The 23655-nt window shown below is 61.4% G+C and carries 28 protein-coding genes; 12 read left to right on the forward strand and 16 right to left on the reverse strand.

All coding sequences use genetic code 11. The features are described from left to right. Positions 1–105: 105 nt before the first annotated feature. The 3 genes from ACNJYA_RS21135 to ACNJYA_RS21145 form a co-directional block, all read right to left on the reverse strand. Positions 106–705, reverse strand: coding sequence for a hypothetical protein (locus ACNJYA_RS21135; RefSeq protein ID WP_439400670.1), 600 nt, complete (start codon positions 703–705; stop codon positions 106–108). 567 nt (positions 706–1272) lie between these two features. Next, positions 1273–2553 carry an amidohydrolase family protein gene (locus ACNJYA_RS21140; RefSeq protein WP_439400671.1) on the reverse strand — a complete coding sequence of 427 codons (1281 nt, stop codon included), beginning with the start codon at positions 2551–2553 and terminating at the stop codon, positions 1273–1275. Between the two features lie 958 nt (positions 2554–3511). After that, positions 3512–3862, reverse strand: a complete 351-nt coding sequence (locus ACNJYA_RS21145) for a PilZ domain-containing protein (RefSeq protein WP_172788517.1) — start codon at positions 3860–3862, stop codon at positions 3512–3514. 2603 nt (positions 3863–6465) lie between these two features. Between ACNJYA_RS21145 and ACNJYA_RS21150 the strand changes: the two genes are divergently transcribed. After that, positions 6466–6804: an H-NS histone family protein gene (locus tag ACNJYA_RS21150; protein WP_439363214.1), complete on the forward strand. Its 339-nt coding sequence runs from the start codon at positions 6466–6468 to the stop codon at positions 6802–6804. A gap of 77 nt (positions 6805–6881) precedes the next feature. On the opposite strand, the gene ACNJYA_RS21155 is transcribed toward ACNJYA_RS21150, so the two are convergent. Then, complete coding sequence (locus ACNJYA_RS21155; protein ID WP_439400672.1) at positions 6882–7112, reverse strand: hypothetical protein; 231 nt, start codon at positions 7110–7112, stop codon at positions 6882–6884. Between the two features lie 216 nt (positions 7113–7328). On the opposite strand from ACNJYA_RS21155, the gene ACNJYA_RS21160 reads away from it, so the two are divergent. The 9 genes from ACNJYA_RS21160 to ACNJYA_RS21200 all read left to right on the forward strand — a co-directional run bounded on the left by ACNJYA_RS21160 (position 7329) and on the right by ACNJYA_RS21200 (position 13913). Next, entirely contained in the window at positions 7329–8456 is a 1128-nt protein-coding gene (locus ACNJYA_RS21160) for a TRAP transporter substrate-binding protein (protein WP_212257601.1), read from the forward strand. 39 nt (positions 8457–8495) lie between these two features. Next, positions 8496–9191 (forward strand): TRAP transporter small permease subunit, encoded by a 696-nt coding sequence (locus tag ACNJYA_RS21165; RefSeq protein ID WP_306557873.1) that lies wholly within the window; start codon positions 8496–8498, stop codon positions 9189–9191. Next, on the forward strand, positions 9188–10711 hold the full coding sequence (locus tag ACNJYA_RS21170) for a TRAP transporter large permease (RefSeq protein WP_172788514.1): 1524 nt from the start codon (positions 9188–9190) through the stop codon (positions 10709–10711). Before ACNJYA_RS21165 ends, ACNJYA_RS21170 begins: the two co-directional genes overlap by 4 nt. 34 nt (positions 10712–10745) lie before the next feature. Further along, a complete protein-coding gene (locus ACNJYA_RS21175) occupies positions 10746–12131 on the forward strand; it encodes an amidase (RefSeq protein WP_439400673.1) in 1386 nt (461 codons plus the stop codon). Beyond that, positions 12128–12298 carry a hypothetical protein gene (locus tag ACNJYA_RS21180; RefSeq protein ID WP_172788512.1) on the forward strand — a complete coding sequence of 57 codons (171 nt, stop codon included), beginning with the start codon at positions 12128–12130 and terminating at the stop codon, positions 12296–12298. The genes ACNJYA_RS21175 and ACNJYA_RS21180 overlap by 4 nt, the downstream gene beginning before the upstream one ends. 271 nt (positions 12299–12569) lie before the next feature. Next, on the forward strand, positions 12570–12785 hold the full coding sequence (locus ACNJYA_RS21185; RefSeq protein ID WP_172788511.1) for a dodecin family protein: 216 nt from the start codon (positions 12570–12572) through the stop codon (positions 12783–12785). A gap of 143 nt (positions 12786–12928) precedes the next feature. Beyond that, positions 12929–13240 (forward strand): hypothetical protein, encoded by a 312-nt coding sequence (locus ACNJYA_RS21190; protein ID WP_172788510.1) that lies wholly within the window; start codon positions 12929–12931, stop codon positions 13238–13240. Positions 13241–13370: 130 nt separating this feature from the next. After that, complete coding sequence (locus ACNJYA_RS21195) at positions 13371–13547, forward strand: hypothetical protein (protein WP_439400674.1); 177 nt, start codon at positions 13371–13373, stop codon at positions 13545–13547. Between the two features lie 39 nt (positions 13548–13586). After that, on the forward strand, positions 13587–13913 hold the full coding sequence (locus ACNJYA_RS21200) for a GcrA family cell cycle regulator (RefSeq protein WP_172788508.1): 327 nt from the start codon (positions 13587–13589) through the stop codon (positions 13911–13913). A 60-nt stretch (positions 13914–13973) separates the two neighbouring features. On the opposite strand, the gene ACNJYA_RS21205 is transcribed toward ACNJYA_RS21200, so the two are convergent. The 6 genes from ACNJYA_RS21205 to ACNJYA_RS21230 all read right to left on the reverse strand — a co-directional run bounded on the left by ACNJYA_RS21205 (position 13974) and on the right by ACNJYA_RS21230 (position 17060). Next, positions 13974–14378, reverse strand: coding sequence for a VOC family protein (locus ACNJYA_RS21205; protein ID WP_439400675.1), 405 nt, complete (start codon positions 14376–14378; stop codon positions 13974–13976). A 136-nt stretch (positions 14379–14514) separates the two neighbouring features. Further along, positions 14515–14790, reverse strand: coding sequence for a hypothetical protein (locus tag ACNJYA_RS21210; RefSeq protein ID WP_439403459.1), 276 nt, complete (start codon positions 14788–14790; stop codon positions 14515–14517). Between the two features lie 29 nt (positions 14791–14819). Continuing rightward, positions 14820–15326 (reverse strand): hypothetical protein, encoded by a 507-nt coding sequence (locus ACNJYA_RS21215; protein ID WP_439400676.1) that lies wholly within the window; start codon positions 15324–15326, stop codon positions 14820–14822. A gap of 317 nt (positions 15327–15643) precedes the next feature. Continuing rightward, positions 15644–16012 carry a hypothetical protein gene (locus ACNJYA_RS21220; RefSeq protein WP_439400677.1) on the reverse strand — a complete coding sequence of 123 codons (369 nt, stop codon included), beginning with the start codon at positions 16010–16012 and terminating at the stop codon, positions 15644–15646. A gap of 231 nt (positions 16013–16243) precedes the next feature. Continuing rightward, positions 16244–16465, reverse strand: coding sequence for a hypothetical protein (locus tag ACNJYA_RS21225; RefSeq protein WP_172788506.1), 222 nt, complete (start codon positions 16463–16465; stop codon positions 16244–16246). A gap of 412 nt (positions 16466–16877) precedes the next feature. Continuing rightward, entirely contained in the window at positions 16878–17060 is a 183-nt protein-coding gene (locus ACNJYA_RS21230) for a hypothetical protein (protein WP_172788470.1), read from the reverse strand. Positions 17061–17565: 505 nt separating this feature from the next. Here ACNJYA_RS21230 and ACNJYA_RS21235 point away from each other — a divergent pair. Beyond that, the gene (locus ACNJYA_RS21235) at positions 17566–17760 is read left to right on the forward strand and encodes a hypothetical protein (protein ID WP_439400678.1); all 195 of its coding nucleotides are present in this window, start codon (positions 17566–17568) and stop codon (positions 17758–17760) included. A 149-nt stretch (positions 17761–17909) separates the two neighbouring features. Here the strand turns inward: ACNJYA_RS21235 and ACNJYA_RS21240 are convergent, their stop codons facing one another. The 5 genes from ACNJYA_RS21240 to ACNJYA_RS21260 form a co-directional block, all read right to left on the reverse strand. After that, positions 17910–18614 carry a GrlR family regulatory protein gene (locus ACNJYA_RS21240; protein WP_212257593.1) on the reverse strand — a complete coding sequence of 235 codons (705 nt, stop codon included), beginning with the start codon at positions 18612–18614 and terminating at the stop codon, positions 17910–17912. A 320-nt stretch (positions 18615–18934) separates the two neighbouring features. Then, on the reverse strand, positions 18935–19756 hold the full coding sequence (locus ACNJYA_RS21245; RefSeq protein ID WP_439400679.1) for a tetratricopeptide repeat protein: 822 nt from the start codon (positions 19754–19756) through the stop codon (positions 18935–18937). Positions 19757–19788: 32 nt separating this feature from the next. Next, positions 19789–20472 (reverse strand): substrate-binding domain-containing protein, encoded by a 684-nt coding sequence (locus ACNJYA_RS21250; protein WP_439400680.1) that lies wholly within the window; start codon positions 20470–20472, stop codon positions 19789–19791. Between the two features lie 18 nt (positions 20473–20490). Beyond that, positions 20491–21192: a GrlR family regulatory protein gene (locus ACNJYA_RS21255; RefSeq protein WP_439367499.1), complete on the reverse strand. Its 702-nt coding sequence runs from the start codon at positions 21190–21192 to the stop codon at positions 20491–20493. A 195-nt stretch (positions 21193–21387) separates the two neighbouring features. Continuing rightward, positions 21388–22422, reverse strand: coding sequence for a glutamine synthetase beta-grasp domain-containing protein (locus ACNJYA_RS21260; RefSeq protein ID WP_172788501.1), 1035 nt, complete (start codon positions 22420–22422; stop codon positions 21388–21390). Between the two features lie 539 nt (positions 22423–22961). On the opposite strand from ACNJYA_RS21260, the gene ACNJYA_RS21265 reads away from it, so the two are divergent. After that, the gene (locus tag ACNJYA_RS21265) at positions 22962–23165 is read left to right on the forward strand and encodes a DUF2735 domain-containing protein (RefSeq protein ID WP_172788500.1); all 204 of its coding nucleotides are present in this window, start codon (positions 22962–22964) and stop codon (positions 23163–23165) included. Between the two features lie 110 nt (positions 23166–23275). Here the strand turns inward: ACNJYA_RS21265 and ACNJYA_RS21270 are convergent, their stop codons facing one another. Beyond that, positions 23276–23602 (reverse strand): MliC family protein, encoded by a 327-nt coding sequence (locus tag ACNJYA_RS21270; RefSeq protein WP_439363228.1) that lies wholly within the window; start codon positions 23600–23602, stop codon positions 23276–23278. Positions 23603–23655: the final 53 nt, after the last annotated feature.

The raw sequence follows: 23655 nt of genomic DNA on the forward strand, positions 1-23655 counted from the left end.
AGGCAGAGATCCCATGATGCCTAACAAGCTGGCCATTTTTAGGAGCATCGAAACTCGCCAACGGATCATAAGCCGTCATTCGACACTAAGGCGGCCTCAATCCGTTCACGGCGGCAAAAATGCTGCGACTGATCCGACGACTTCGCTGCTAGCTGCCGGTTGATGGGATCGGACGAAAATGAAACGAGAGGTCACGGGTATATCCGCTTCGGCTCGACCATCCTGGCCGATTAGGATCAATCCGGCGCCGCCATTTGCCACATTCAGAATAATCGGCTCGCCGCTCCATGTCTTGATCGGCTCCATTCCGATGATGAGAAATTCGCCGACAGGTTGGTCGAAATATTGGATGCGCAATTGCGGGCCGACTTCGGCCGCAGCAAGCTTAAGGCCGACCTGCTGGGCGCGTGCGTATACGTTAGCCAGGGTCACGGTGTCGAAGGTAAACCCAAGCTGCGCAGGTGATAAATGGACGAGCTCGACATTTGTCTTCTGAGAGCTAACGGTGAACGCCGGCCGAGCAAGGATTTCTGCAGCCTGACCACCGACACTGCAGCCCTTGCTAGCGAGCTCGTTGCGCAAGGTAAGTGAGTTGGCGAAGGTACCTATCGTGATCGTCTTCCAGGTCGCAACGTCACGAGCGGACCTGATAGGCTGTTCGGACGCTGGGGCCGAGTGCGTCTTGGGCTTCAGCCGGTTCTGCAAGACATCGCGGGCTGCGCATTGCGCGGACGCGGTACTCGCGAAAGGAACGACGCAGGCGGCTTGGAGTATGCACGCCAAAAAGTAGCTGCAAACTCGCCTTGCGCTTGAACGGCCACTACCTGCCGCGCACCGGGCTCGGCTTCTGAAAGTAGACATGGCGATGGCTTTTTCTAGTTGGACAAAAAAGCCCGCCTCCGAGTCAATGGGAAGAACGGAGGAAAATGACGTCAATCAACATTCTCCGGCCGACTTTGAAATGCGTCCGGAGGCGGGGCCTATGGCCAGAATATTGCAGTTTCCAAATTGGCAGGCGGCAGTCCGTAAGCCTGATAACCCGCCCGTCCCATCAGCCCTAAGGGCAATGATGTCGCTCGAACATAGCACCCGGAACAAATCGGCTCAACGCCAAAGTCGGCTATCGCTCAAGGCCGCCTCAGCAGTTCCGCCCCGGCGAAATCGACACTGCCGCCGCCGTGCCCGACGGCGAACAGTGCGCCGCGCTGAGCGGCGGCTTGCCGTTCTCGACGTGCAGACATTTCCCGAAGCGGCTCGAGACCGGCGCCGACTCTATCTCACCGAGAACGGCGCCTGATAAGGCCGCCCGAAGGGCACGCCGTTGATGACGGTCTGGATCGGCTTGAGCTGGGCTTTCCCTTCCCTCCTGTTGTTGCGCGTGTCGACGAAGCTGACCGGTCCCTCCACCAGCTCCATGATCGCGACGTCGGCGGGCGCACCGACCTGCAGCGTTCCGATCTTCGGCGCGCGATTGATGATCTTCGCCGGCGCCGTCGTCGCCATTGCGACGACCTGCTCCAGCGTGAAGCCAAGCAGCATGAACTTGCTCATCACGTTGGGCAGGAAGGGAATGCCCGGCGAATTGCCGGAGAAGACGTGGATATCGGACGAGATGGTATCAGGAGCGCATCCGCCGGGGATCGCCACTTCCGCCACGGTGAAATCGAAGCTGCCGCCGCCATGTCCGACGTCGAACAGCACGCCACGCTGCTTGGCTGCCAGGGCCGCAGGCAGCAGCTTGCCGTCCTGGACGATATTCGTGAAGACGCTCGACATGTTCGGGGCACCCGAATAGGCATGCGTCAGCACGTCGCCCGGGCGCATCAGGTCGAGGATCTGCGACATCAGCTCCTTGGACTCGACGCCGCCGATATGCACCATCATCTTCGCCGGCCAGCCGCACATCTCGCAGGCCTGGATGCCGCGCTTGAGCGGCTCGAGCCCGTGCTTAAAGATCACGTTTTCCGACATGCGCACTTTGACCCCGAGGAGGAAGTCCGAATTCTCGGCCAGCGCCATGGCGCAGGCTTCGGTCTGCGCGGTGTCGATGTTGTAGAGTTCGGCGACGGGAAAAGCGGACAGGCCGTTATTGGCGATGTGGACGAAGGCGTACATCCGAGCCCGCGTCTGGGCCACGATGAAACGGCGCAACGCCGCCAGATTGTTGACGCCGGCATCGCCCGCCGACACGACGGTCGTCGTGCCCTGGAACTGGACCAGCTCGTCGGCGGGAATGCCGATGGCCGAGCCGTAGGGATAGACGTGACAATGCAGATCGATCAGGCCGGGCATCACGAGCTTGCCCGAGGCGTCGATGCTCTTCAACGCGCGCTCGGCGGGGATCGTCTCCTGGACGGCCTCGATCACGCCCCAGCGGATGCCGATATCGCGCCTGGTGCGCAGCGACTGGCTCGGGTCGAGCACCTCGCCGCCGCGGATCACTAGGTCGTACTTGTCGTTCGGCCCCATCGTCCCGCGCGCGGGCGCGGCGAGCCCTACGGCTGCGGCTGATGTCGAGAGTGCCAGGAAATCGCGGCGTGACAACGCAGGCATGATGGTCCCCCCTCTGTGCTTTTGTTGGTAAAGGCAAACCTTGACGCGCGGATCGGCGACCGGCGCCGCGTCCGAAACCAAAAAGGATGCCGTTGGAGCTCGGGCCTCGTCGCCCGGGTGATCCAATCCTATGACCACACGCCCGCGTTGAGGAGCTGCGAAATTTTTCTATCCTCAGATGAACCTTCTTCGACAAGCATCGACTAAGCGAGCGCTCGCACCGGGGCCTAGTCATTTCGTCGATCCGGCGGAGGTCAGGCATGGACCACGAGGCGACATGCAGGCGGATGTTACTCTATGAACAGCAGCCCCTCTTCTTATCGCCGTCAAACGCATTTACAGCGTCGAACAGCCGCTTCCCTGGACTAGCCGTGGCTGGAAATCGAAAGTGACGTCGAGCACGAAACGAGGTCTTCGGCTTCCAAATAACCCAATGGTGTCCGCTACCGGCACCCAATGTTTGAGCGCGACTGCCGATGCTTGCGCGGTGCCGTCGCTTCAGGCAGCAGCTCTACTCCATTCTGGCTGAGGCGGTCAGAAACACTGGCTAAGAGCTCACCACGAACGTCCTTGCGCTCCCGTCAATTCGAAGGCCCCCCTCGATGGGCTCGGCCCTCGGGTACCTTTCCACGCCTTCGTCTGCTTCGGGTCGAAATCGGCGATACAGAGTCGCAGAAGTGTGTCTTCCGACTGGGGCCGAGGAGAGCTTAACCTGCATGAGGGAGTCTTCACGGGCGGTGGAAACCCCGCAACCGTACAGGAACGACGAGGAATACGCCTCATTGTCGGAGATCGATGGCGATCCTTGCTCTCCTCCCAAGTTGACTTACCCGGTCAGCACTGCTGGCCGGTTTTTTTCGGAGCCGAATATCCGCCGTGGTCACGAGCGGCGCCTTGCGACGATTGATCGAGACTAAGCCTTCTCAAGTCCGAAAGAGGCGTGCTGTGCAGCGCAACGCTAAAGGTGAGCGGAAACGGGCCCATTGCCGCACACCATCCGGGGGCCAAGTCGCGCTGCGAGTGCAGTGATGCTGGAATCATTCTCTAAGTTCGGCGAGCAGTGTCGCAGAAGAAAGCGGACCCCGCAAAGCGTCTCCTTCCTCCACACAACGCGACAGACGAATATCCCGGAGTGACTGTCGAACGACAGCGCAAATTCGTTTGCGAATATGTAGTACGGCGTGGAGATGCAGGCTCCCAAGGCGCTGATGTCCCGCACCATGCAGGGATGAGTCCCAATGATTTCACCGAATGACAGCCGCGCCGCCCGGTTGATCGCTATCCGCTTCATTGCACGACGTTCGATCATGGCGAGACTCCGAATGAAGAAGCCAACCTAAAATGCGCTTTCTCGCGCGACGTCGGGCCCTGCAATTAAATCACATCCGGCTGACTTCGGCATTATTTAATTGATTAAATAATTTGTTGAGCCGCTCGCACTTGACCCGCGCAATGATGCGAGTTCCAATCTAAATGCTGATTTGTGATGAGTCGGGGATTGCCGTGGGTATTTACTTGCTCTCACTCGCGGCGTGCGTTGTCGGGGTTCTTCTGTTCATGGCATTCCATCGATAGGGCCGACAACGGACGCAAGCGTTACCGTGAATCCTCAGCCCAAAGCCGAAATTAATAATCTCGGCCGGTTGATTTTGACTGTGCACGAATGAGCGCGTTCAATTCCAGACATTGGAGGCGAACGTGTTATTCACTCTTTTGCTCGTCGTTCTCATCGGCGTCAGTGCAGCGGTCCTAATCGCCCATGCGATCGACGCCATGCGTTCGTGAGGTTGGGCTTGCGATTGGATCCCTCGCAGGTCCAAGTCAAACGGCTCGCGCGTGTCAAAGTCTCCGATTTCGCTGTCCAAATGGTTTCAGGCCATGGAGCAGTGGAACGCTTCCGCAAACCTTCGGACTAGGGATTTTCGAGAGGCTTCTGGCCAGGGCCGCTCTGGCGGCGTGGCATTGAGCTGACGAGGGTCGGCTAATTTGGAGTACTTTGTTCCGGTGCCCGACCTGAGGTCCCACTCTCCTCGCCGCGCCGCTGTCTGAGAACTCGCGCAGGCCCGACCGATAGTCTGATCAACACAATTGTGTTGTTGCGCCACAGGCTCTTGAAGAGCGCACAATCGCGTGGCGAGGCGCTTCAACTCGCAACGCGAACGCAGCACGTCGCATTCGAAACCGATCTGAACTCCGAACCGAAACAAATGCCCGTTAATTCGCCTGAAGAACCCTAGTTGACTGCCCTTAAACGATAATTTTGATTATGACCGATAATGATGATGACTCCAGCACAACATTAAACAATATGTTGAAAACAAATATAATGGGAGGTTGGAATGGAAGTTGCCCGCCGGTTTCGCGCAATGGCGTTGCTTTGCCGACAGAGTGCCGCGCGCTATCCCGAGAGAAGCTGGAAGCTGCTCGCAGAGGCGGAGTATTGGGAACATTTGGCGGCCACTGCTCTGACTCACTGAACTTCGGCCACTGAATTTTGTCTTTTCTCTTTTTATGAACTGCCTCGAGGCGTGCCATGTCCAGTATGCGTCAAGTTTATACTTGTGCTGTTTTGAGCGAGCGACTCCACGCACTCGTGGCGGAGCTTAGAGAGGTTGAAAAGCTTCGAAGCAAGCTCCGACGCGTAGAGGCCAGAACACTCAGAAGGCGGCGTGTCGGACTAGGTCGCGGAGCAAGGGCCGCAAGCTAACTCGGCGGCGAGATCCGCCGTCTATTCAGGATAGAGCGGTCGTACGGATTCCCGTTCGACTTCGAACTCCTGAATTCATGGATCTCGTGGCGGCGCGTCAGGTAACGTGCCCGGCGTATCGCACTCTCGGTGGGCGCAATCGCACCGCGTCCCGAAGTATGCGGCTCGAGCTTAAGATTGACAGGCCCCCCAGCGCCATCAGCAGCACGCCTAACCAGGGCAGCGCCGAGCTCCGCTCCTCCTCGACCACGCTGATCGCGATAGCCGGCGGATCCGACGAAGGCCCTGCGTCAGCGATGGGCCCTGCCGCGAGAGGCTGCTTTACATCGGCTTGGCCAGGCACTGAATGTTCGGGCGCAGCGAGCTCCGCGATGGAAGCCGCCCACGTCGGGGCGGCGCGCGTACTGAGCTCCGAAGCGGCATCAGCTACTTTGAGTTCGAGCGCCGGCGGCGTCGCCGAAGTCCCCTCGGCCGGTGCCGACCTCAGTAACTCCGCGCGCGCATCAATCGCCGGGCCTTGCCTGTGCCGCCCAGCCTCATTCCTGTCGGGACTGGCGCCGCCTTTCGCCGCGCGATCACGAACCGACTTTCGCACGACTGCGATGCCCTCGGCCAGGAACCAGCACTTGCGATGGCCGTCCCGCCGATACACCCAGCGCTGGCGTGGGCCAGACGAGTTGCCGGGCCGCAGCAAGCATTCTGGTTGCACCGGCGACGTTGCAGCGGGCTCGCGAGGACCAGTATTGAACAGGTCGGTGATGGGATTGGCGGACGCAGGTGCCGCCGAAACAGCTCCAACAAGAACCAAACTGGCGAAGCAGAATCGCAAATGACCGGACATCGAAAACTCCCGGTGTTGCCCCCATCCGGCACAAGCCTTCGCGGCAAGATGGGCTCTCATGCGGCTTAAATTGGGCGATGCGATGATTAATTTTGCCCTCGGCTATCCAAATTAATAGGTCGGTCCAGCTCTAGCAGGCTGCAAAAGCGACGAAATCGAGCCACCCGCGAGCGCCGAGCGTCGCCCGCGTCCTTGTCCTCACCCAATTAAATGTTCCGCCACGATATAACCGCCGTCGCGCCTTTCTCCCTGCTACCTCGCACTTTAATGTGGATTGTACGGCTAATTTTTAAATGTCGGGTTGTCTGTCCCTTCATTTTACGGCTTGTGTGACTGGCCTTCTCACCAGAACCGGATCTGTGCCATGAATGCCGCGCAATTCAACTCGCTCTCGCTTGACGAGCTCTGGATAGTTCACCAGCAGGTTACGGCCAGCCTTACTGAGAAAATCCTGGTGCAAAAAGCACGATTGGAGGAACGGCTCCACAAGATTGGACTCGCCAACGAGGCCATACGGTTCGATCGTAAGCGTCGTCCCTACCCGCCGGTCCGGCCCAAATATCGTAATCCGAACAACCCCGCAGAAACGTGGTCGGGTCGCGGTAGGCCACCTCGCTGGCTGCAACCGCAGCTTCGATGCGGCCGGAAACTAGACGACTTCTTGATCGAGCGGTCTTCGCTCAAAGGCGGCAGACGAATTTAGCGCCGCGGTCTCGTGCGCTGAAAAACGGCTAGCGCAAAGAAGTACTGCTTCTTCAGCCTTGCGCCTCCGAAAGTCGCCTATCGACTTTCGGCCTTTAATGCGCCCAGCGTGCCCAGCGCGTGCTGGACCTGATTTGCCGTGAGCGAGGCTGTCAGGCGCAAGCCTCGCTTCCCCGCGAGCGCGATGCCGTCGAGCTCGCCGCTGTCTTCATTGCAGGTTCCTGAAAATCCGATGCCGACCTCGAGGCCGCCGAACGCGGGGGTTCTCGCCTTTCGCCGGTCGCGCCAATGGCGGACGTCCGGCTGCATCTTTGCTGCGCTGCGACAAGCGCGAGGATATCGGCTGCCAACAGATCAAATGGAGTCGCCTAAGACCAATTGTGCGACACCGGTGCGCTTGTCGGACGCCGGCCATGCGTCCAAACTGTGATCAAAGTCGCTGGAATGCGGCATACCTCCAGCGGTTAACAACGACAAGCGCACTGAAGCGCGTTCGAACAACCAGGCCGCCAGGGAGGGACGTCCATGAGCTCAAAGGCTGAGAAGACCAGAACCACTCGTCGCAAATTCTTGCTGACGGCCGGCGCGGCCGGCGCCGCCACCATTGCCATGCCGCAAGTCAGTCGGGCGCAAACGGTGGCCCTGAAGATGCAGGGCTCGTGGGGCAAGGCCGATGTCTTCAACGAGATGGCCGAGGATTATGTGAAGCGCGTCAACGAGATGGCCGGAGGTCGGCTGCGCATCGACTATCTCGTCGGCGGTTCGGTCGTGCACCCGTTCCAGGTCTTCGATGGCGTTCATGGCGGCCAGCTCGACGCTGCACACACGGTCACTGTCTACTGGTACGGCAAGCACAAGGCCGCCTCGCTGTTCGGTACCGGCCCGGTGTTCGGCTTCAACGCCAACGAAGGCCTCGGCTGGATCCACAACGGCGGAGGTAAGGAGCTGTTCGAGGAGCTCCAGACCAAGATCATGAACGTCAACATCAAGAGCTTCTTCGCCATGCCGATGCCGACCCAGCCGCTCGGCTGGTTCAAGAAGCCCATCACCAGCGCCGATGACCTCAAGGGTTTGAAGTATCGCACGGTGGGCCTGGCCGCCGACCTCTTCCAGGCGATGGGTGCATCCGTCGCGCAGCTGCCCGGTGGCGAGATCGTGCCCGCGATGGAGCGCGGCGTGATCGACGGGTTCGAGTTCAACAATCCGACCTCGGACCGGCGCTTCGGCGCGCAGGATGTCGCCAAGAACTACATGATGGGCAGCCATCATCAGGCGACCGAATATTTCGAGATCATGTTCAACCGGACGAAATTCAACGCGCTGCCGAAGGAACAGCAGGCGATCCTGCAATACGCCGCCGAAGCCGTGTCCTCCGCGAACGAATGGAAAGCCATGGATTACTATTCGAAGGACCTGCAGGAGCTGATCAACAAAGACAAGGTCAACGTCCAGCGGACGCCGAAGTCGGTGTTCGACGCCCAGATCAAGGCGTGGGACGGTCTGATCGCCCAGCTCGGCTCGGATCCGTTCATGAAGAAGGTCATGGACTCGCAGAAGGAATGGGTGCGCCGCGTGGTCTACTACAACATGAACAACGCGACGGACTACCGCGGCGCCTTCGAGCATCACTTCCCGGGGGTCCTCAAGGCGTGACGACCTCGGCGGCGCAGCACTGACGCTGCATGATGACGGGTGGCGCTGTGCAAGCGCCGCCCGGGCACCAAATTGGTTGGGGGACATCCGGATGTGCTACTCGCCGCGGGCCAAGCTCGCATGAGAAATTTCCTCTTCTTCATCGACGAACTCAGCACCTGGGTCGGCAAGGCATTCGCCTGGCTGATCCTCATTCTCAGCATGTCGGTAACCTACGAGGTCTTCGTCCGCTATGCCTTGAACGCACCCACCACATGGGCTTTCGATTTCAGCTACATCACCTATGGCGGTCTCTTCCTGATGTCGGGTGCCTATGCGCTGGCGCGCAACAATCACGTGCGCTGCGATTTCATCTACAGGACTTGGGCGCCACGCACCCAGGCGACGATCGATCTCGTTCTTTTCGTCCTGTTCTTTCTTCCGGGCGTTCTCGCTCTGGTCTATGCTGGCTTCAACTACGCCTCGATGTCGGTACGCTTTCGCGAAGTGAGCGTCTTCAGTCCGGCTGGCATCCCGGTCTTTCCGCTCAAGGCACTGATCCCCCTCGCCGGCACGCTGCTCCTGATCCAGGGCGTCGCCGAGATCATCCGATGCATCCTTTGTATCCGCGACGGCCAATGGCCTCAGCGACTGCATGACGTCGAGGAAATGGAAACGGTCATCCTGCACCAACAGCAATATCTGGCCGAGCATGACCGGCAGGCTCCGTCCGTCCGCACAGGGGGCTCGGCATGACCGATCCCCAACTCGGCATTTCGATGCTGATCATCTTCATCTTTCTGATCGTGCTCGGATTCCCGATCGCCTTTACGCTGATGGCGATGGGCGTCAGCTTCGGTTTCTACGCCTACTACGTGCCAGGCCAGGAGCTCACGTCCAATCGCGTATTTACGCTGCTGGTGCAGAAGGCCTTCGAGGTTTCGTCGAACGACGTCCTGATCTCGGTCCCGGTCTTTACCTTCATGGGCTACATCATTGACCGGGCGAATATTCTCGATCGCATGTTCCGCGCCCTCCAGCTTGCGATCGGCGGTCTGCCCGGCTCGCTTGCCCTTGCGACCATGGTGGTATGCGCCCTATGGGGCATTGCCTCCGGAATCGTCGGTGCGGTGGTCGTGTTGATGGGCCTGCTGGCGATGCCGGCAATGCTGCGCGCAGGCTATGACAACAAGCTGGCGTCGGGCGTCATCTGCGCCGGCGGCACCCTGGGCATCCTGATTCCGCCGAGCGTGATGCTGATCCTGTATGCCGCAACCGCAGGCATTTCTCCCATCAAGCTCTATCTTGCCGCCTTCATTCCCGGCTTCGGCCTGACCGCCGCCTACCTCGTCTACATCATGGCACTTGCGACGTGGAAACCGGAGCTCGCGCCGAAATTGCCGAAGGAGGAGCGTAGCGCGCCGCTTGGCACCGTGCTTTACGAAGTGCTGGTATCGTTCATGCCGCTGACGATCCTGACTTTCGTCGTGCTCGCGGTGATCTTTGCAGGACTGGCCACTCCTACCGAATCGGCGGCGATCGGCGCCTTCGGCGCGCTGCTGCTCGCGATCGGCTATGGCGCGGACTATTCCAAGCGCCACAACCTGCTCATCCTGCGCAGCTACGCCGTGATCATGACGGCCGTTGTCGTCTGGCTGATCGGCGTTCGCTACTTCGGCCTGCCGCGCTTGAACGCAGTCCCTATCGCCGCCGCGGCCCTGACGATCCTCGTCATGTGCGCGCTGCTTCCGAACAATGCGTTTACCATGGATAAACTGCGGGAGTCGGTTTTCCTCACCGCCCGCACCACGGCAATGGTCTGCTGGCTGTTCGTCGGCTCGGCGATCTTCTCCTCGGCATTCGCGTTGCTGGGAGGGCAGGCCTATATCGAGCAATTTGTCGTCGGCCTCGGCCTTTCGGCGTGGCAGTTCATGCTGGTGGCCCAGCTGATCATCTTCTTGCTTGGCTGGCCACTGGAATGGACGGAGATCATCATCATCTTCTTGCCGATCTTCCTGCCGCTCCTGAAGCAGTTCGGCATCGATCCGCTGTTCTTCGGCGTCATGGTCGCGTTGAACCTGCAGACTTCGTTCCTGTCGCCGCCGGTGGCAATGGCACCGTTCTACCTGAAGGGTGTCGCGCCATCGCATGTGACGATCAACCAGATCTTCTCGGGCGTGATGCCCTACATCTGGATCGTCGTGGCGTTCATGGTGCTCATGTATATCTTTCCGGGCATGGCGCTTTGGCTGCCGAACTACTGGTCCCGGCTATGAGAACGAGCTTTCGCAGAATTGAGGACGAGGCGAGATGAGTCTCTGCGCACTGCGTCTCACCGAAGCTGCGGCCGGCATCCGCGACGGCCGGTTCAGCTCGGTGGAACTTGTCGGCGACTGCCTCAAGCGCATCGATGAGGTTGATCACGACATCCATGCGTGGGCGTTCCTCGATCGCGACCACGCGATGCGGCAGGCCGAAGCAGCCGACGATCATCGCAAGCACGGCAAGGCCGTAGGCCCGCTGCATGGCGTGCCCTTGGGCATCAAGGATATCTTCGACACTGGCGACATGCCGACGGAATTCGGATCGGACCTGTGGGCCGGACGCACGCCGCGTCGCGATGCGGCGGCCGTGGCGCGTCTGCGGGCGGCAGGAGCCGTGATCCTCGGCAAGACGGTGACCACCGAATACGCGTACTACAATCCCGGCAAGACGCGAAATCCGCACAATACGGCTCACACGCCCGGCGGATCGTCCTCGGGCTCCGCCGCGGCCGTTGCGGCGCTGATGGCATCAGGTGCCATCGGCTCGCAGACCAACGGCTCCGTGATCCGTCCTGCCGCCTTCTGTGGCGTGGTCGGCTTCAAGCCCACGCATGGCCTGATTCCGCGCAGCGGCGCGCTCGAATTGTCGCGCACGCTCGATCATGTCGGCGTGTTTGGGCGCAGCGTCGAGGACGTGGCCCTGCTCGCCGAGGTCCTGGTCGGCTTCGACCAGGAGGATCCGGACACCCGGCCCGTTGCGTGTCCGCCATTCACCGCCGTAGCGGCGAGCGAGCCGCCGTTACCGCCGCGATTTGCCTTCGTTCACTCTCCGGTCTGGGATCAGGCCGAGCCGGTGACGCGGGATGCCTTTGCCGAGCTCATCGAGATTTTGGGTGACGCGTCGAGCGAAGTCGAGCTTGGCCCTCGCTTCGCCAAGGCCGTCGATATGCATGGCATCATCATGGAAGTCGACATGGCGCACAATCTGCGGCGCGACTACGAACGGGGCGGCGACAGACTGAGCACCCGGCTGCGCCAGGCGATCGAGCGCGGTCGCACGCATCTCGCGGCGGATTATTGCAACGCACTGTCCGGGATTGCGCCGCTCAATCAGGCGCTGGACCATATCTTTGACGAATACGACGCCATCCTGACGCCCGCAGCCCCCGGCGCGGCGCCCGGAATTGAGACGACCGGCAACCCGATTTTCTGCACGCTCTGGACCTATCTCGGCGTGCCCGCCATCAGCCTGCCGTTGATGAGCTCCGAAACCGGCCTTCCGCTGGGCGTTCAGCTTGTCGGCCGCCGCGGAAACGATGCCCGCCTCTTGCGCACGGCGCACTGGCTTGTCAGGGCTAGTGGCACTCGGTGCAAAGTCCCGAGCGCCGGGGCGAAATCGGCTCCCGGTGCGGCGAAAAGGAAGATGCGATGACCAATGTGATCACCGGGATCATCGGCCTTGCGCTGGTCCTGGCGTTTCTTGGAATCCTGGTGGCCTGGATCAAGGCCATCCCGCTCATCATCATTGTTGTCAGCGTCATGGCGCTGGCAGTGATCGATTTCGTGCGATCCTTGCGGATGAACGGCGGTCTCCGCTGACTGCCGGTCTGGCCGGCGCGTAGGATGGTGGAGCGCCGGCGAAACCCATCGCTCCCACCATATGCGACGAAGCATGATGGGTTTCGCAAGGGCTCACCCCATCCTTCGAGCTGAAATGCGAACGCAATCCCCGACAGGACAATCCGAGTTCTTCCTTGGGTCGAACAGGAAAGTGACAGACAGTCGGACCTTTTCCGCAGCATCCCTTGGGCGTATCAGCGTCGATTTCCTGATGCTACACTTCCTGCTCCTGCCGATTAGGAGGACGAACATGCCCGATAGCATCTACAAGGTCATTGAACTGATCGGTACCAGCACCGACTCATGGGAGAAGGCGGCCGCCAATGCGGTCGAGCAAGCTGCTAAATCTCTCCGGGATCTTCGCGTTGCAGAGGTCATCAAGCTCGATATGCAACTGGATGACAAGGGAAAGGTCGAGGCCTATCGCGCCAAGCTCAACGTATCGTTCAAGTTCGAGGGCTCCTGAGCCTCAGCACCGAGGATGGCTCATTGGCAAGGCGCGTTGCGCGGTCCGCCCGGCCGGACGCGAGGTCCATCGCGGAAGTTGGCACTAGTCCGAGCGCGACCGAAATGCTTTGATGCGATTGGGCGTATGGCACGTGGTGCCCCATGTACATGGTCATTCGCAAGTACAGCAAGGTTCGTTCGGTAGCGGACGCCGCTCGTCGCGCAAAGAGCGGCGTTGGTGAGATCCTGAGGCAATCGCCGGGATTCAGATCTTACCATGTGCTGGATGCGGGCGACGGTGTCGGCATCGCCGTCATGATATTTGACGACCGCGAAAGCGCCAACGCAGCGAACGCCAAGATACTGGCATTTGTTCAAGCCAGTCTACCCGACCTCGATCTTGGAGTTCCCGAAATCTCTGCCGGCGAGGTTTTGGTGAACATAGAGCCCAATGGGTCCTCGGGCATCAAGTAGCCGAAAACGCTGCCGGTTAGCCTGACGCCCGCTGATGGTGCAATCAACCTGATCTGCATCGCGCCCCTGCCACCTGCATGAGCCGCCCAAGAATTTGCGAGCGCACGTATTTGTCGAGGAGCACAAAGGCATGAAGCAACTCACCTCCGAAGCAGTTTCCACCAGAGCGATCGGCTGGACACTATTCACGCTGATGCACATCGTGATGCCGCCCCGGGATCCCGATGAAGACGATGAAGACGAGGACGACGAGGACGAAGACGATGATGATGGACCGGCGGTCGTGCGCGAGCCGGAAGAAGACTAGACTGGCCCGGGTCCGGCAGTCGGTGTTATAATATGTTTCATGGGATGGGATGCGAAAGACATAGCGCTTCTGAAAAGGCTCTGGTCCGCAGGACAGAGCGCGGCGCAGATTGCGCGCCATCTCGGCTGCAGTCGTAACGCGGTTTGCGGTATGCTGAATCGTCTGGGCCTGAAGCGCGGTCACAAGCCGCCCACAGCACGGCCCCAGATAAGGCCGGCCCCGAAGCTGAGGCCGTCGTCGGCAGCCTGCGCCCGTCCAATCGCGCAGAAGGTGTCATCGAATACAGCAGAGAGGAAGCAGACAAAGGAATTCAGCAGGCAGCAGCTTTACGCCGTTCTGGCTGAGGCGGTCAGAAACACTGGTTAAGTTGAAGGCAGCGCTCGCGTTGCCGATCGCCTCGAGCGCCAGCGACGCCCCAGCCGCCCGTCAGGAACGTATTGGCTGACCGATCCCAAGAAGATTGCCTTCGCTGTCGCGGAACCACGCACCTCGCTCACCGGTGCCCTTGCTGGGGTAGTTCCCGGTTATTTGGGCAATCCCCTCGACCGTCTTCAGACCAGGCAGATCATATTCCTCGAATTTGACTCCCCGCACGCGAAGCTCGCGCACTGTTGCTTCGATATCCTCGACTTCCCAGCCCATTTGCGTATGCGTGCCGGATTGCGTGCCAGCTGAGACGAATATCGCAAACTCGCCATTTGCGCAGACATAGCGCAATCCGCCTTCGCGCTGTTCGATCGGTTCAAGGCCGAGTTTTTCGGAATAGAACGCCCGAGCCCGATCCAGATCCTTGGCTGGAAGGCGGGCGGCCACTTTCGCTTTCAATAGCATCCTTCTCTCCTAAGCTCAGTCGATCTCTCAATTAGGCCGAACTTGGCATCGGACCGCTTGCTGACATTGGCCAGGGCGACCCATCAGGCCTGCTTCACCTCACGACGCCGGCATCCGACGTTCGTGAGCACTTGCCCTACGCCCGTCGCATCAGCTTGAGCGAGGCTGCCAGCCGCAAGCTTCGCTTCCCTGCGAGCGCGATGCCTTCGAGCTCGCCGCTGTCTTCCGTGCAGCTCCTGGAGACTCCGATGCCGACCTCGAGGCCGCCGAACACGGGGTTCTCGCCTTTCGCCGGCGTGTGCTCCAGGTTCAGCATCTCGCCCTTCCAGCGGCCATCCGCCGAGGAATAGGAGCCGAGGTAGTGGAAAAACGCATCGCCTCCCAGGATGCGCCCGTCGATCAGCAGCATCACGCCGGACAATCCGGCATCGACGCACCTGTTTAGGCGACGGGTAGGTCTCCCAAAACGGGTTTTCGGAGCTGTCGTGAGGAAGCCATCTCGACCTCAGCCTCTTTTATTGTGTTGAGAACGTTTCTCACGGACGCTTCCCAATTAGATTCAAGATCGGGATCGGCTTCGATCCGCGGTGGACACAGTAAGTAGACGGGGCGAGCATCGTCGAGCCGTGCTGCGGAGCGACGCGTCGCAGCATAGGCCAACACGCGTCGGGCATCCTTATGGTGAAGGAGCAATGGGATACCAAGTGCGACGAGTGCCATCATCATCGCTACCAGGGCGTCGAGTGACAGCGTTGTCGACGCGTCGTACTGTTCAATAACGGAGGGCGGGTTGACTTGAGCGACATCCGCCGAGGCATCTACGAATGCCGCGCCGATCGTTTGCTCGCTTTCGCGCTCGATCGCGGCTGGCGGGGTGATCTTGACCACATCCGCCGACGCATCTACCGGCGCCGCGCCAGTCGTTTGCTCTTCCTTACGCTCGATCAAGGATGGCGGCGCTACCTGTACTTCGACTCGTGAACGATTTACCGGTCGGCGGGCAGCCGTCGCATCGCCCTCCCCGCGACGCGCGTCCAATGAGGTTCGCGTCCCGAACGATTGCACAGATTTCTGGCCCGACAGAATCTTCCGCATGTCGTGCGGCCCGACCCTTGTTCGCTGAGCCTTGTGAAGCCTGTGGAGGTCAGACACGGGCGCCGCGTGCCTCCACATATCCCACCGCAGCCGGGGCGCGGGTCCGCGGAACGGATAAAAAGTATCCTCACGAATCCAGCCACCACCAGACCGGGCCTTGCTCCTTTGAATCAGCTGCATGTTCGTGCCGAGCCGGCTGGAATAGGGCAAGCTGGATGCACCAGCATCATGATGGCCCCCGCCATAACTGCCACCAGCACCACCGGCACTACCGCCGCCAGCTCCAGCACCACCAGCGCCGCCGGCACCACCGCCGCCAGCTCCAGCACCACCAGCGCCGCCGGCACCACTGCCACCAGCTCCAGCACCCCCAGCGCCGCCGGCACCACTGCCCCCAGCTCCAGCACCACCAGCGCCACCGCCACCACTGCCACCAGCTCCAGCACCACCAGCGCCACCAGCCCCACCGGCACCACCGCCAGCTCCAGCGCCACCAGCACCACCGCCGGCGCCCCCGGCACCACCGCCGCCACCACCACCACCGCTCCCGTGGCCAAAGGCCTGGGTGATGACCGGCGGGCCAATCAGGGTGATCAACAACGTTGCTATGACCGTAGACTTGATCACCGACCTGAGCATATCTGCCTCCAATGCGCCCTACTCTTTGGCGCGGCAACACTCTTCAGAGGCCAATAGGTCGCCAGAAGCTGAAAGTGGCCGAGTTCATTATGCGCTAAACGGCGCTTACTGATGCCCGGCCCAGCCTTTCATCAGATCAATTTCGGGTCGTGCTTCTGCTCAGCCTCAAGCACTCGTACGCGAAGCGCTTCCAGTTCGGCGAGCTGAGAAGCGAGCGCTTCGAAACGGTGACGAAGAAGAGCAGCAGCGGCAGCAGCATCCGCCCAAGGATTGCCCGCAGGCACCTTGGCCGATTTGAAGAGATCGGCCCGCGGGGCCGACGAGGAAGTCTGGATATGGTGGAGACCACCCATGGCCGGGTCCTCCGCGTGGCGACGTACCTAGGGTTCGACCCTGAGCACGTTCCCCACTGATTTCGTCGCGAGAAGAGATGGAGCGGCAAGCCGCGCCCCGGAGCGACCCTCAGCTAATCTCACCGTGTTTGTGATGATGGTGTTCGTGGGACCCCGCGCCCTCCCCGCTAGACGCCGCGGCCGAGTTGATGTCGACATCAGCATGGTCACGGCAGGAGGAGTTACGGCGGCGAATTTTCCGCAGGTCTTCAAAAACTCGCGCCGGTCGTCGTGTTCGTATGAGGACATCGCGCCTCCTCATGACTCTTGCAATTAAACACGTCCGCCAATCTGAGTAAATTAAATAAAGTTAATCGAGTTCAATCACTAAATATAACAAACCCCGAGTCCCGCTAAAAACCGGCTTCGCGTCCTAGTGCTTCGCCGGGGAGTTCTTCGCCGGCTCGTTCGAGTTTGCTCCTTGGCCGAGCTGATCGAGCCGCCGTTCGAGCTCGCGCTTTTCTGCAACGAGTCTCGCCGCGAGGATCTGATCGACCTGCGTGTGCAGCGCCCACAATTCATCCATGGACAACGCGTCAAGGTATTCTCGATCCATGCCAGCCAGCTCCGTACGGATAGAACGAGTTTGGGCCCTAGGGCACTTGCATGCGCAACGCCCTGGCCAAAAGTTCCTCGGGTATGCTCGTGATTTACCGTATTTAATATTTCCAATAATTAACGTGTATTAAATCTAGGATAATTAATTCTTCCCGTGAAGTGCTTTTGGGGCGAGAATTAAACCAACGAGCAGCCCGAAAAACGACGTGCTGGACAGAGAGGCGACGACAAAGGATGCCTCGCGGTGTGCATGACGCCACTGCTCACCTCGGAAGCGGACAATGCGACGAGCAGAGCGGAGGTCAGCCACCAGCGAAGGGGAGACGTCAGTTGATGGCTTCGGCGCTCACAAGGACGGACGGCGGGATGGTGATACCAAGCGCGCCCTTAACCGAGAAAGTCCGCGCGACAGCAGAGCCGCAGGGGTCGGTGGTCTCTCCATGCAGGAAAAACCCGGTCAGCAGTGCTGGCCGGGTTAGTCGAGGGAGGGACATGTGTCATCGATGTCGGGCAACAAGGCTTATTCCGAGCCGTTCCTTGCGAACTGCTGCTTTCCTTCCATTCTTGAAGAGTTGCTGATGCAGGTTAATCGCCAGTCGAGCAAGGAATTGCCACTGCGCTGGAGCCCTGATTCTACTACCTTGAAAGAGCAGTTGCCTTCGATCGGCTTGCTGCCGTTGAGAACGACGCCGTTCTGAAAGCTGATCTAGCAGCTGATCTGGGACGCCAGGCAAGGCATACCGACAGCTTGCTGCGATACGGGCGGAAGGAATGGGTCTACCCGGACCTAGCCAACCCGAGGCATGCAGCTCACGAAGCGGACATCCGATGCCAATGAGTGTGCGCCCTACGCCCTTCGCATCAGCTTGAGCGACGCCGCAAGTCGCAAGCTTCGCTTTCCCGCGAGCGCGATGCCTTCGAGCTCGCCGCTGTCTTCCGTGCAGGTCCCGGAGAATCCGATGCCGACCTCGAGGCCGCCGAACACGGGGTTCTCGCCTTTCGCCGGCGTGTGCTCCTGGTTCAGCATCTCGCCCTTCCAGCGGCCGTCCGCCGAGGAATAGGAGCCGAGATAGTAGAAGAACGCATCGCCCCCGAGGATGCGTCCGTCGATCAGCAGCATCACGCCGGACAATCCGGCATCGACGCCGTCGAGCGCGCTCAGCTTCATGCCATAGAGCCCGTTGGCGATGCCGCCCGGTCCGACCGCACCGCTCGGCGGCAAGCCCTCGTCGTCGAGGCGCGTGAGATTGGCCCAGAACCTGGCACCAGGCATGGTGTCCGCGCCGCCCTCGAGACGGATCTGGTTGCCGTAGAGCCGGCCGCGCGCCCGGATCGAGGCGACGTCGGCACCCATCAGCGGCTTGTAGCTGGGGTCCAGGTTGTGCCGCTCGGTGATGACCTGGGCGATGATCTCGCCGTCGCGCTCGACATAGGTGCCGAGATGCGCAAAGCCAGAATTGCCGCCCAGCATCTTGCCGTCATGCAAGCACATGATGCTGCAGCCGAACGCATCGTTGACGCCGTATTCAACCTTGTAGAGCCCGTCCAGCAATGCAATTCGCCCGCAAAATCAATATGGAATCGAGGGCTACCTAGCACCGCTGCCGCACCGATTCCATCCGGCCTTTCCTCGCAGGGGCCCTGCTCGAAAACGTCGGTGTCCATGATACCACTATACCCCTGTTTTGCCCGACGGGTCAAACGAACTTCGTAAAATCCGCAAGCGCGAATTTCGCTGTGATTTCAGCGGGGGCCCTACTGTGCATGGGGTTGTTTTCGGGTTTTGTTTTTAGCGGCCCGGATGAGGGCCGATGTTCACCTGCCCGATGCGCGCCCATCGCGACTGGCCGCTCTTGAAGGGAGCGCGATCAATCAGAAGCACAGCGTGGTGACGAGCTTGCCCTGCTTGTCCTTGATCGCATAGGGACAGCGAATGCGCTCCAGCGCCTTCTTGGCGTCCTCGTCGCCGAGCGCGGCGGCGCGCTCGTAATAGGCCTTGGCGGCGTCCTTGTCCTTCGGACCGCCGCGGCCTTCCTGCGCGAAGGCCCCCATCCGCTCCAGCGCGCCGGGATGGTTTTGCGCCGCCGCCTTCTCGAACAGCGCGCGCGCCGCGACGTCGTCCTTTGCCCCGCCATCGCCTTCAGACAGCATCAGGCCGAGCTGGTACTGCGCCTCCGCATTGGTCTCGGCGGCCTTGCCGAGCAGCGCGCGGGCCTGGGCGGGGTCGGCCGGCGCGGCGCCGCCTGCACTGCCGAGCGCGGCAAGGTTGCTGACGCCGCGCGGGTTGCCGGCCTGCGCCGCCTTCTCGAACAGCTTTCGCGCCTGCGCCTCGTCCTTGGCGACACCGGCGCCGGTGCCGTAGAGCACGCCGAGCTCGACCATGGCCGCACTGGATCCCTTGTCGGCCGCCTTGCGCCAGGCCGCGATCGCCTCCGCTGTCTGCCGGTTGGCCGCATAGGCGCGCCCCAGCGCGAACATCGCGCGGCGCGAGGCGTTGGCCGCCTGCCTGCAGAACTTGACCGCGGTTGCGATGTCGGCGGACGCGATCTCCGCGACGCCCTTCACGTCGGCCGGCTTGTCGGGATCGCTGGGATCGGCGGCGAGGCGGTCGCACAACACGAGATCGGCCGATTGCGCCTGCGCCGTCTGGGGCGCGGCGAATGCCAGCAGCATGGCAAGGAGGAAAATCCGCATGATCGTCACGTTGCGTCTGTGGCTCGGCAAATTCAAGGCTCCAGTCCGGACTGGCGCAGGACGGGGGCGACCTCGGGCGATGCCAGATAGCGCAGCAAGCGGTCCGCGGCGCCGGCATGTTTCGCATTCGCCATGCGGCCGGCGGAGAACACGGCCGGCGTCTGCAGCTCGCGCGGGATCGGGCCGACCACCTCGATGCCGCCGACCTGCTTCAGCTCGCTGATCTGCTGCACGGCAAGGTCAGCCTCACGGGTCACGAGCCGCTCGGCGGTAAATCCCTGCTCGACGATGCTGGCCTTGGCGTTGATCTCTGCCGCGATGCCCATCCGCTCGATCAGCTGGGCGAAGTACACGCCGCTTGCGCCGAGCCGCGAATAGGCGACGGACCGCGCGGCGAGCAGCGCCTGGCGTAGCGCGGCTTCGCTGGCGACGTCGGGGTGCGCTTGCCCTGCCCGCACGGCGATGCCGACGAAGGAGCGCGCCAGATCCGCTGCGCTCGCGGCGACCACTTGGCCTTCGCCGATCATCTCGTCGAGGCCTTCGCGGGTGAGGATGACGAGGTCGGCGGCCTCGCCCGCGCGCAACCGCTTGAGCAGCGCCAGCGTCGGCGCGAAATCGGCATCGACATGGATGCCGCTGATGGCCTCGAAGGCGGTGGACAGGCTCCGCATCGCGCCCATCAGGCCGAGCGTCGAGAGCATGCGGACATTTTCCATTGATAGCTCCCGACGCAATCAGGCGCGATGCATCAGCTTGAGCGCAGCGGTCAGGCGCAAGGATCGCTTGCCGGCCAGCGCCGCTGCCTCCAGCACCGCCTGCTCCGCGTCGTAGCTGCCGGAGAAGCCGATGCCGACCTCGTGGCCGCCGAAGATCGGATCGTCCTTGGCCGGCGTGTGCTCCTGGTTGAGGATCTGGCCCTTCCAGCGGCCCTTCGCGGCGGTGTAGCTGCCGAGATAGTAGAAAGCCGCATCGCCGCCGAGGATGCGGCCCTGGTTGAGCAGCATCACCCCGGTGAGCCCGCCGTCGAGGCCGTCGAGCATGCGCAGGTGGATGGAGTAAAGACCGTCGCTGATGCCGGCTTCGCCGACGCCGCCCGCGATCGGCACCTCCTCCTCGGTGATCGGCGTCATCAGCGACTGGAACGGCACGCCCGGCAGCTCCTTGAGCTCGCCCTTGAAGCGATAGAGATCGCCGTCGGCCCAGCCCTTCGCGATCAGGGTCGCATCGTCGGTGCCGGCCATGGCGCGGTAGCTCGGATCGGGATTGTGGCGGACGGTCTTGATGACGACGTCGACGCCGCTGTCGGTCTTCTCGTAGCTGCCGATATGGGCGAAAGCCGAATTGCCGCCGAGCATCTTGCCATTGCCGGCATGCATTACGCTGCGGCCGATGGAATCGCCGAGCTGAAATTTCACCTTGTAGAAGCCTTCAAACACCAGCCGTGTCCCCGGCTCTGCGCGCATCCGGACGCACTCTATCCCGCTTTCGGCGGCGATGGACAAGTTTCGCGGCGCCGGGGCCGACACGCAGAGGAACAGCTGTCATCACAATGCAAAAATCCGCCGGAGCTTGTCGCTCCGGCGGATTGAATGCCAACCCGGGCCAGCCCCCCAGCCCGGGCCGGGAGGATCTTAGGCCGCGGCCTTCTTGTCGGTCGGCACGGACGAGATCGTCTTCAGGATCTGCGAAGCGATCTGGTAGGGGTCGCCTTGCGAGTTCGGACGGCGGTCTTCCAGATAGCCCTTGTAGCCGTTGTTGACGAAGGAGTGCGGAACGCGGATCGAAGCGCCACGATCGGCAACGCCGTAGCTGAACTTGTTCCACGGCGCGGTCTCGTGCTTGCCGGTCAGACGCTTGTCGTTGTCCGGGCCGTAAACGGCGATGTGGTCCATCAGGTTCTTCTCGAAGGCGGCCATCAGCGCCTCGAAATACTCCTTGCCGCCGACTTCGCGCATATAGGCGGTCGAGAAGTTGGCGTGCATGCCCGAGCCGTTCCAGTCGGTATCGCCGAGCGGCTTGCAGTGGAATTCGATGTCGATGCCGTACTTCTCGGTCAGGCGCAGCATCAGGTAGCGGGCCATCCACATCTGGTCGGCAGCGGTCTTGGAGCCCTTGCCGAAGATCTGGAATTCCCACTGGCCCTTGGCGACTTCCGCGTTGATGCCTTCATGGTTGATGCCGGCGGCCAAGCAGAGGTCGAGATGCTCTTCGACGATCTTGCGGGCGACGTCGCCCACATTCGAGAAGCCGACGCCGGTGTAGTACGGGCCCTGCGGCGCGGGATAGCCCGATGTCGGGAAGCCGAGCGGACGGCCGTCCTTGTAGAAGAAGTATTCCTGCTCGAAGCCGAACCAGGCGCCGGCGTCGTCGAGGATGGTGGCGCGCTTGTTGGAGGCGTGCGGGGTCTTGCCATCGGGCATCATGACTTCGCACATCACCAGCACGCCGTTGGTGCGCGCACCGTCCGGGAACACGGCGACCGGCTTCAGCACGCAATCGGAGCTGTGGCCTTCGGCCTGCTGGGTCGAGGAGCCGTCGAAGCCCCAGAGCGGAAGCTGCTCGAGCGTCGGGAACGACGCGAATTCCTTGATCTGAGTTTTGCCGCGCAAATTCGGAGTCGGCGTATATCCGTCGAGCCAGATGTACTCGAGCTTGTACTTGGTCATTGAGCCTCTCTGTAGATGATGCGAAAGGTTGGGGGCCTGGCGGCCCCCGCACGTTTTGTACCCGGCCATCATCGGCCGGCCCTTCCCAAGCATTTAGCGTGCCAAAAGGCCGCAGAACGGGCTGTTTTCCACTGCTTCCGGCTCCTCCTCGCCGCGGGCGAGGCCTCCACGGCACCGTGCGTCATAGCCGCGCACCTTGACGTGAAGCTGCACTGCAAAAATCCCGCGGAAAACGCCCGATTCAGAAGCAGCTGACACCGCCCCGCGCGCTGCCGATGAAACGCGCATCAACGTCCGGTAACTTTCGCAAACTCCCCCACCCCTCCCCAGCAACCTTCGGAATGGCCCACGCGTTGGTCAGCGGCAGCGTGCCTTGGAGGATGCAGAAGGCTGCCTGCCTACAAATTGGGCGGAAACTGATTTCCTTTTCAGCACTTTCCAATCCGGGACGAGGGGCCGATATGGGGATTCCAGTAACCACAATCGAACGAGTCGGGCGCACCATGGAGGCCAAGGCGCTTCGACCAAGGAGAATCGCAATGATGAACAATGGTCTGAGTCACGGATCTGCAAAGATCTATCAATTCCCCGTCGGCGGCCGTGCGGCCCTCGCGGGACGCCGCTATGGCGAGACCCGCTTTCCCGCCGATCAGGCTTCGCTGCCAGCGAACGTCTCGATCTGCAGCGATAGCTGGTACCACCAGGACGCGGTGGACGAAGCCAAGCCCAAATGGGAACGCTGATGCCAGCTGCTGGTCCGACAGTGCCAGGCTCTCGCAAGCGGCCGGCGACAGTTTGAACAAGGGTCGAAACAACGGCGTTTCGGCCCTTTTCGATTCCAGGCGCCCCCGGGCTAGATCCCGGACTTTTCGACCACCGCGCAGGCGGTAACCGGCCGTTTCAGATGCTTGACCGTAGCGGGGCCGGTCTTGGGAATCCTCAGCGCAACTCCCGCCCCCGAATAGCGCGCCCCCGAAACCGCCAGCCGCTTGGCGAGCGCGACCGGCTCGCCGTCGATTTGGAGAAAGGCGCGCTTGTCGCCGTCATAAAACCCGACGATGAACTGCGTACCATCGGCGCAGCGATAGGTTTGGAAGGTCTGCGCATCGGCCTGCCGCCCACCGAGCATTCCGCCCGCCAGCATGCTGACCGTCAAAACAATGGCCTTGTGCCGGCCCATGATCGCCCCCTGTAATAGACCGCAAGATGCCGAACGTGCATCCGGTGGAACCA

The organism is Bradyrhizobium sp. BLXBL-01, from assembly GCF_051853025.1.
In the GTDB taxonomy this organism is placed as follows: Bacteria; Pseudomonadota; Alphaproteobacteria; order Rhizobiales; family Xanthobacteraceae; genus Bradyrhizobium.

Excerpts from the sequence above, each read along its gene's own strand:
- ACNJYA_RS21225 (WP_172788506.1), bottom strand. The coding sequence starts at position 16,465 with ATGGGTGGTCTCCACCATATCCAGACTTCCTCGTCGGCCCCGCGGGCC.
- ACNJYA_RS21170 (WP_172788514.1), top strand. The coding sequence starts at position 9,188 with ATGACCGATCCCCAACTCGGCATTTCGATGCTGATCATCTTCATCTTT.
- ACNJYA_RS21185 (WP_172788511.1), top strand. The coding sequence starts at position 12,570 with ATGCCCGATAGCATCTACAAGGTCATTGAACTGATCGGTACCAGCACC.
- ACNJYA_RS21270 (WP_439363228.1), bottom strand. The coding sequence starts at position 23,602 with ATGGGCCGGCACAAGGCCATTGTTTTGACGGTCAGCATGCTGGCGGGC.
- ACNJYA_RS21180 (WP_172788512.1), top strand. The coding sequence starts at position 12,128 with ATGACCAATGTGATCACCGGGATCATCGGCCTTGCGCTGGTCCTGGCG.
- ACNJYA_RS21190 (WP_172788510.1), top strand. The coding sequence starts at position 12,929 with ATGTACATGGTCATTCGCAAGTACAGCAAGGTTCGTTCGGTAGCGGAC.
- ACNJYA_RS21160 (WP_212257601.1), top strand. The coding sequence starts at position 7,329 with ATGAGCTCAAAGGCTGAGAAGACCAGAACCACTCGTCGCAAATTCTTG.
- ACNJYA_RS21235 (WP_439400678.1), top strand. The coding sequence starts at position 17,566 with ATGTCGGGCAACAAGGCTTATTCCGAGCCGTTCCTTGCGAACTGCTGC.
- ACNJYA_RS21250 (WP_439400680.1), bottom strand. The coding sequence starts at position 20,472 with ATGGAAAATGTCCGCATGCTCTCGACGCTCGGCCTGATGGGCGCGATG.
- ACNJYA_RS21200 (WP_172788508.1), top strand. The coding sequence starts at position 13,587 with ATGGGATGGGATGCGAAAGACATAGCGCTTCTGAAAAGGCTCTGGTCC.
- ACNJYA_RS21205 (WP_439400675.1), bottom strand. The coding sequence starts at position 14,378 with ATGCTATTGAAAGCGAAAGTGGCCGCCCGCCTTCCAGCCAAGGATCTG.
- ACNJYA_RS21155 (WP_439400672.1), bottom strand. The coding sequence starts at position 7,112 with ATGCAGCCGGACGTCCGCCATTGGCGCGACCGGCGAAAGGCGAGAACC.
- ACNJYA_RS21145 (WP_172788517.1), bottom strand. The coding sequence starts at position 3,862 with ATGATCGAACGTCGTGCAATGAAGCGGATAGCGATCAACCGGGCGGCG.
- ACNJYA_RS21260 (WP_172788501.1), bottom strand. The coding sequence starts at position 22,422 with ATGACCAAGTACAAGCTCGAGTACATCTGGCTCGACGGATATACGCCG.
- ACNJYA_RS21140 (WP_439400671.1), bottom strand. The coding sequence starts at position 2,553 with ATGCCTGCGTTGTCACGCCGCGATTTCCTGGCACTCTCGACATCAGCC.
- ACNJYA_RS21195 (WP_439400674.1), top strand. The coding sequence starts at position 13,371 with ATGAAGCAACTCACCTCCGAAGCAGTTTCCACCAGAGCGATCGGCTGG.
- ACNJYA_RS21265 (WP_172788500.1), top strand. The coding sequence starts at position 22,962 with ATGATGAACAATGGTCTGAGTCACGGATCTGCAAAGATCTATCAATTC.
- ACNJYA_RS21245 (WP_439400679.1), bottom strand. The coding sequence starts at position 19,756 with ATGCGGATTTTCCTCCTTGCCATGCTGCTGGCATTCGCCGCGCCCCAG.
- ACNJYA_RS21175 (WP_439400673.1), top strand. The coding sequence starts at position 10,746 with ATGAGTCTCTGCGCACTGCGTCTCACCGAAGCTGCGGCCGGCATCCGC.
- ACNJYA_RS21230 (WP_172788470.1), bottom strand. The coding sequence starts at position 17,060 with ATGGATCGAGAATACCTTGACGCGTTGTCCATGGATGAATTGTGGGCG.
- ACNJYA_RS21150 (WP_439363214.1), top strand. The coding sequence starts at position 6,466 with ATGAATGCCGCGCAATTCAACTCGCTCTCGCTTGACGAGCTCTGGATA.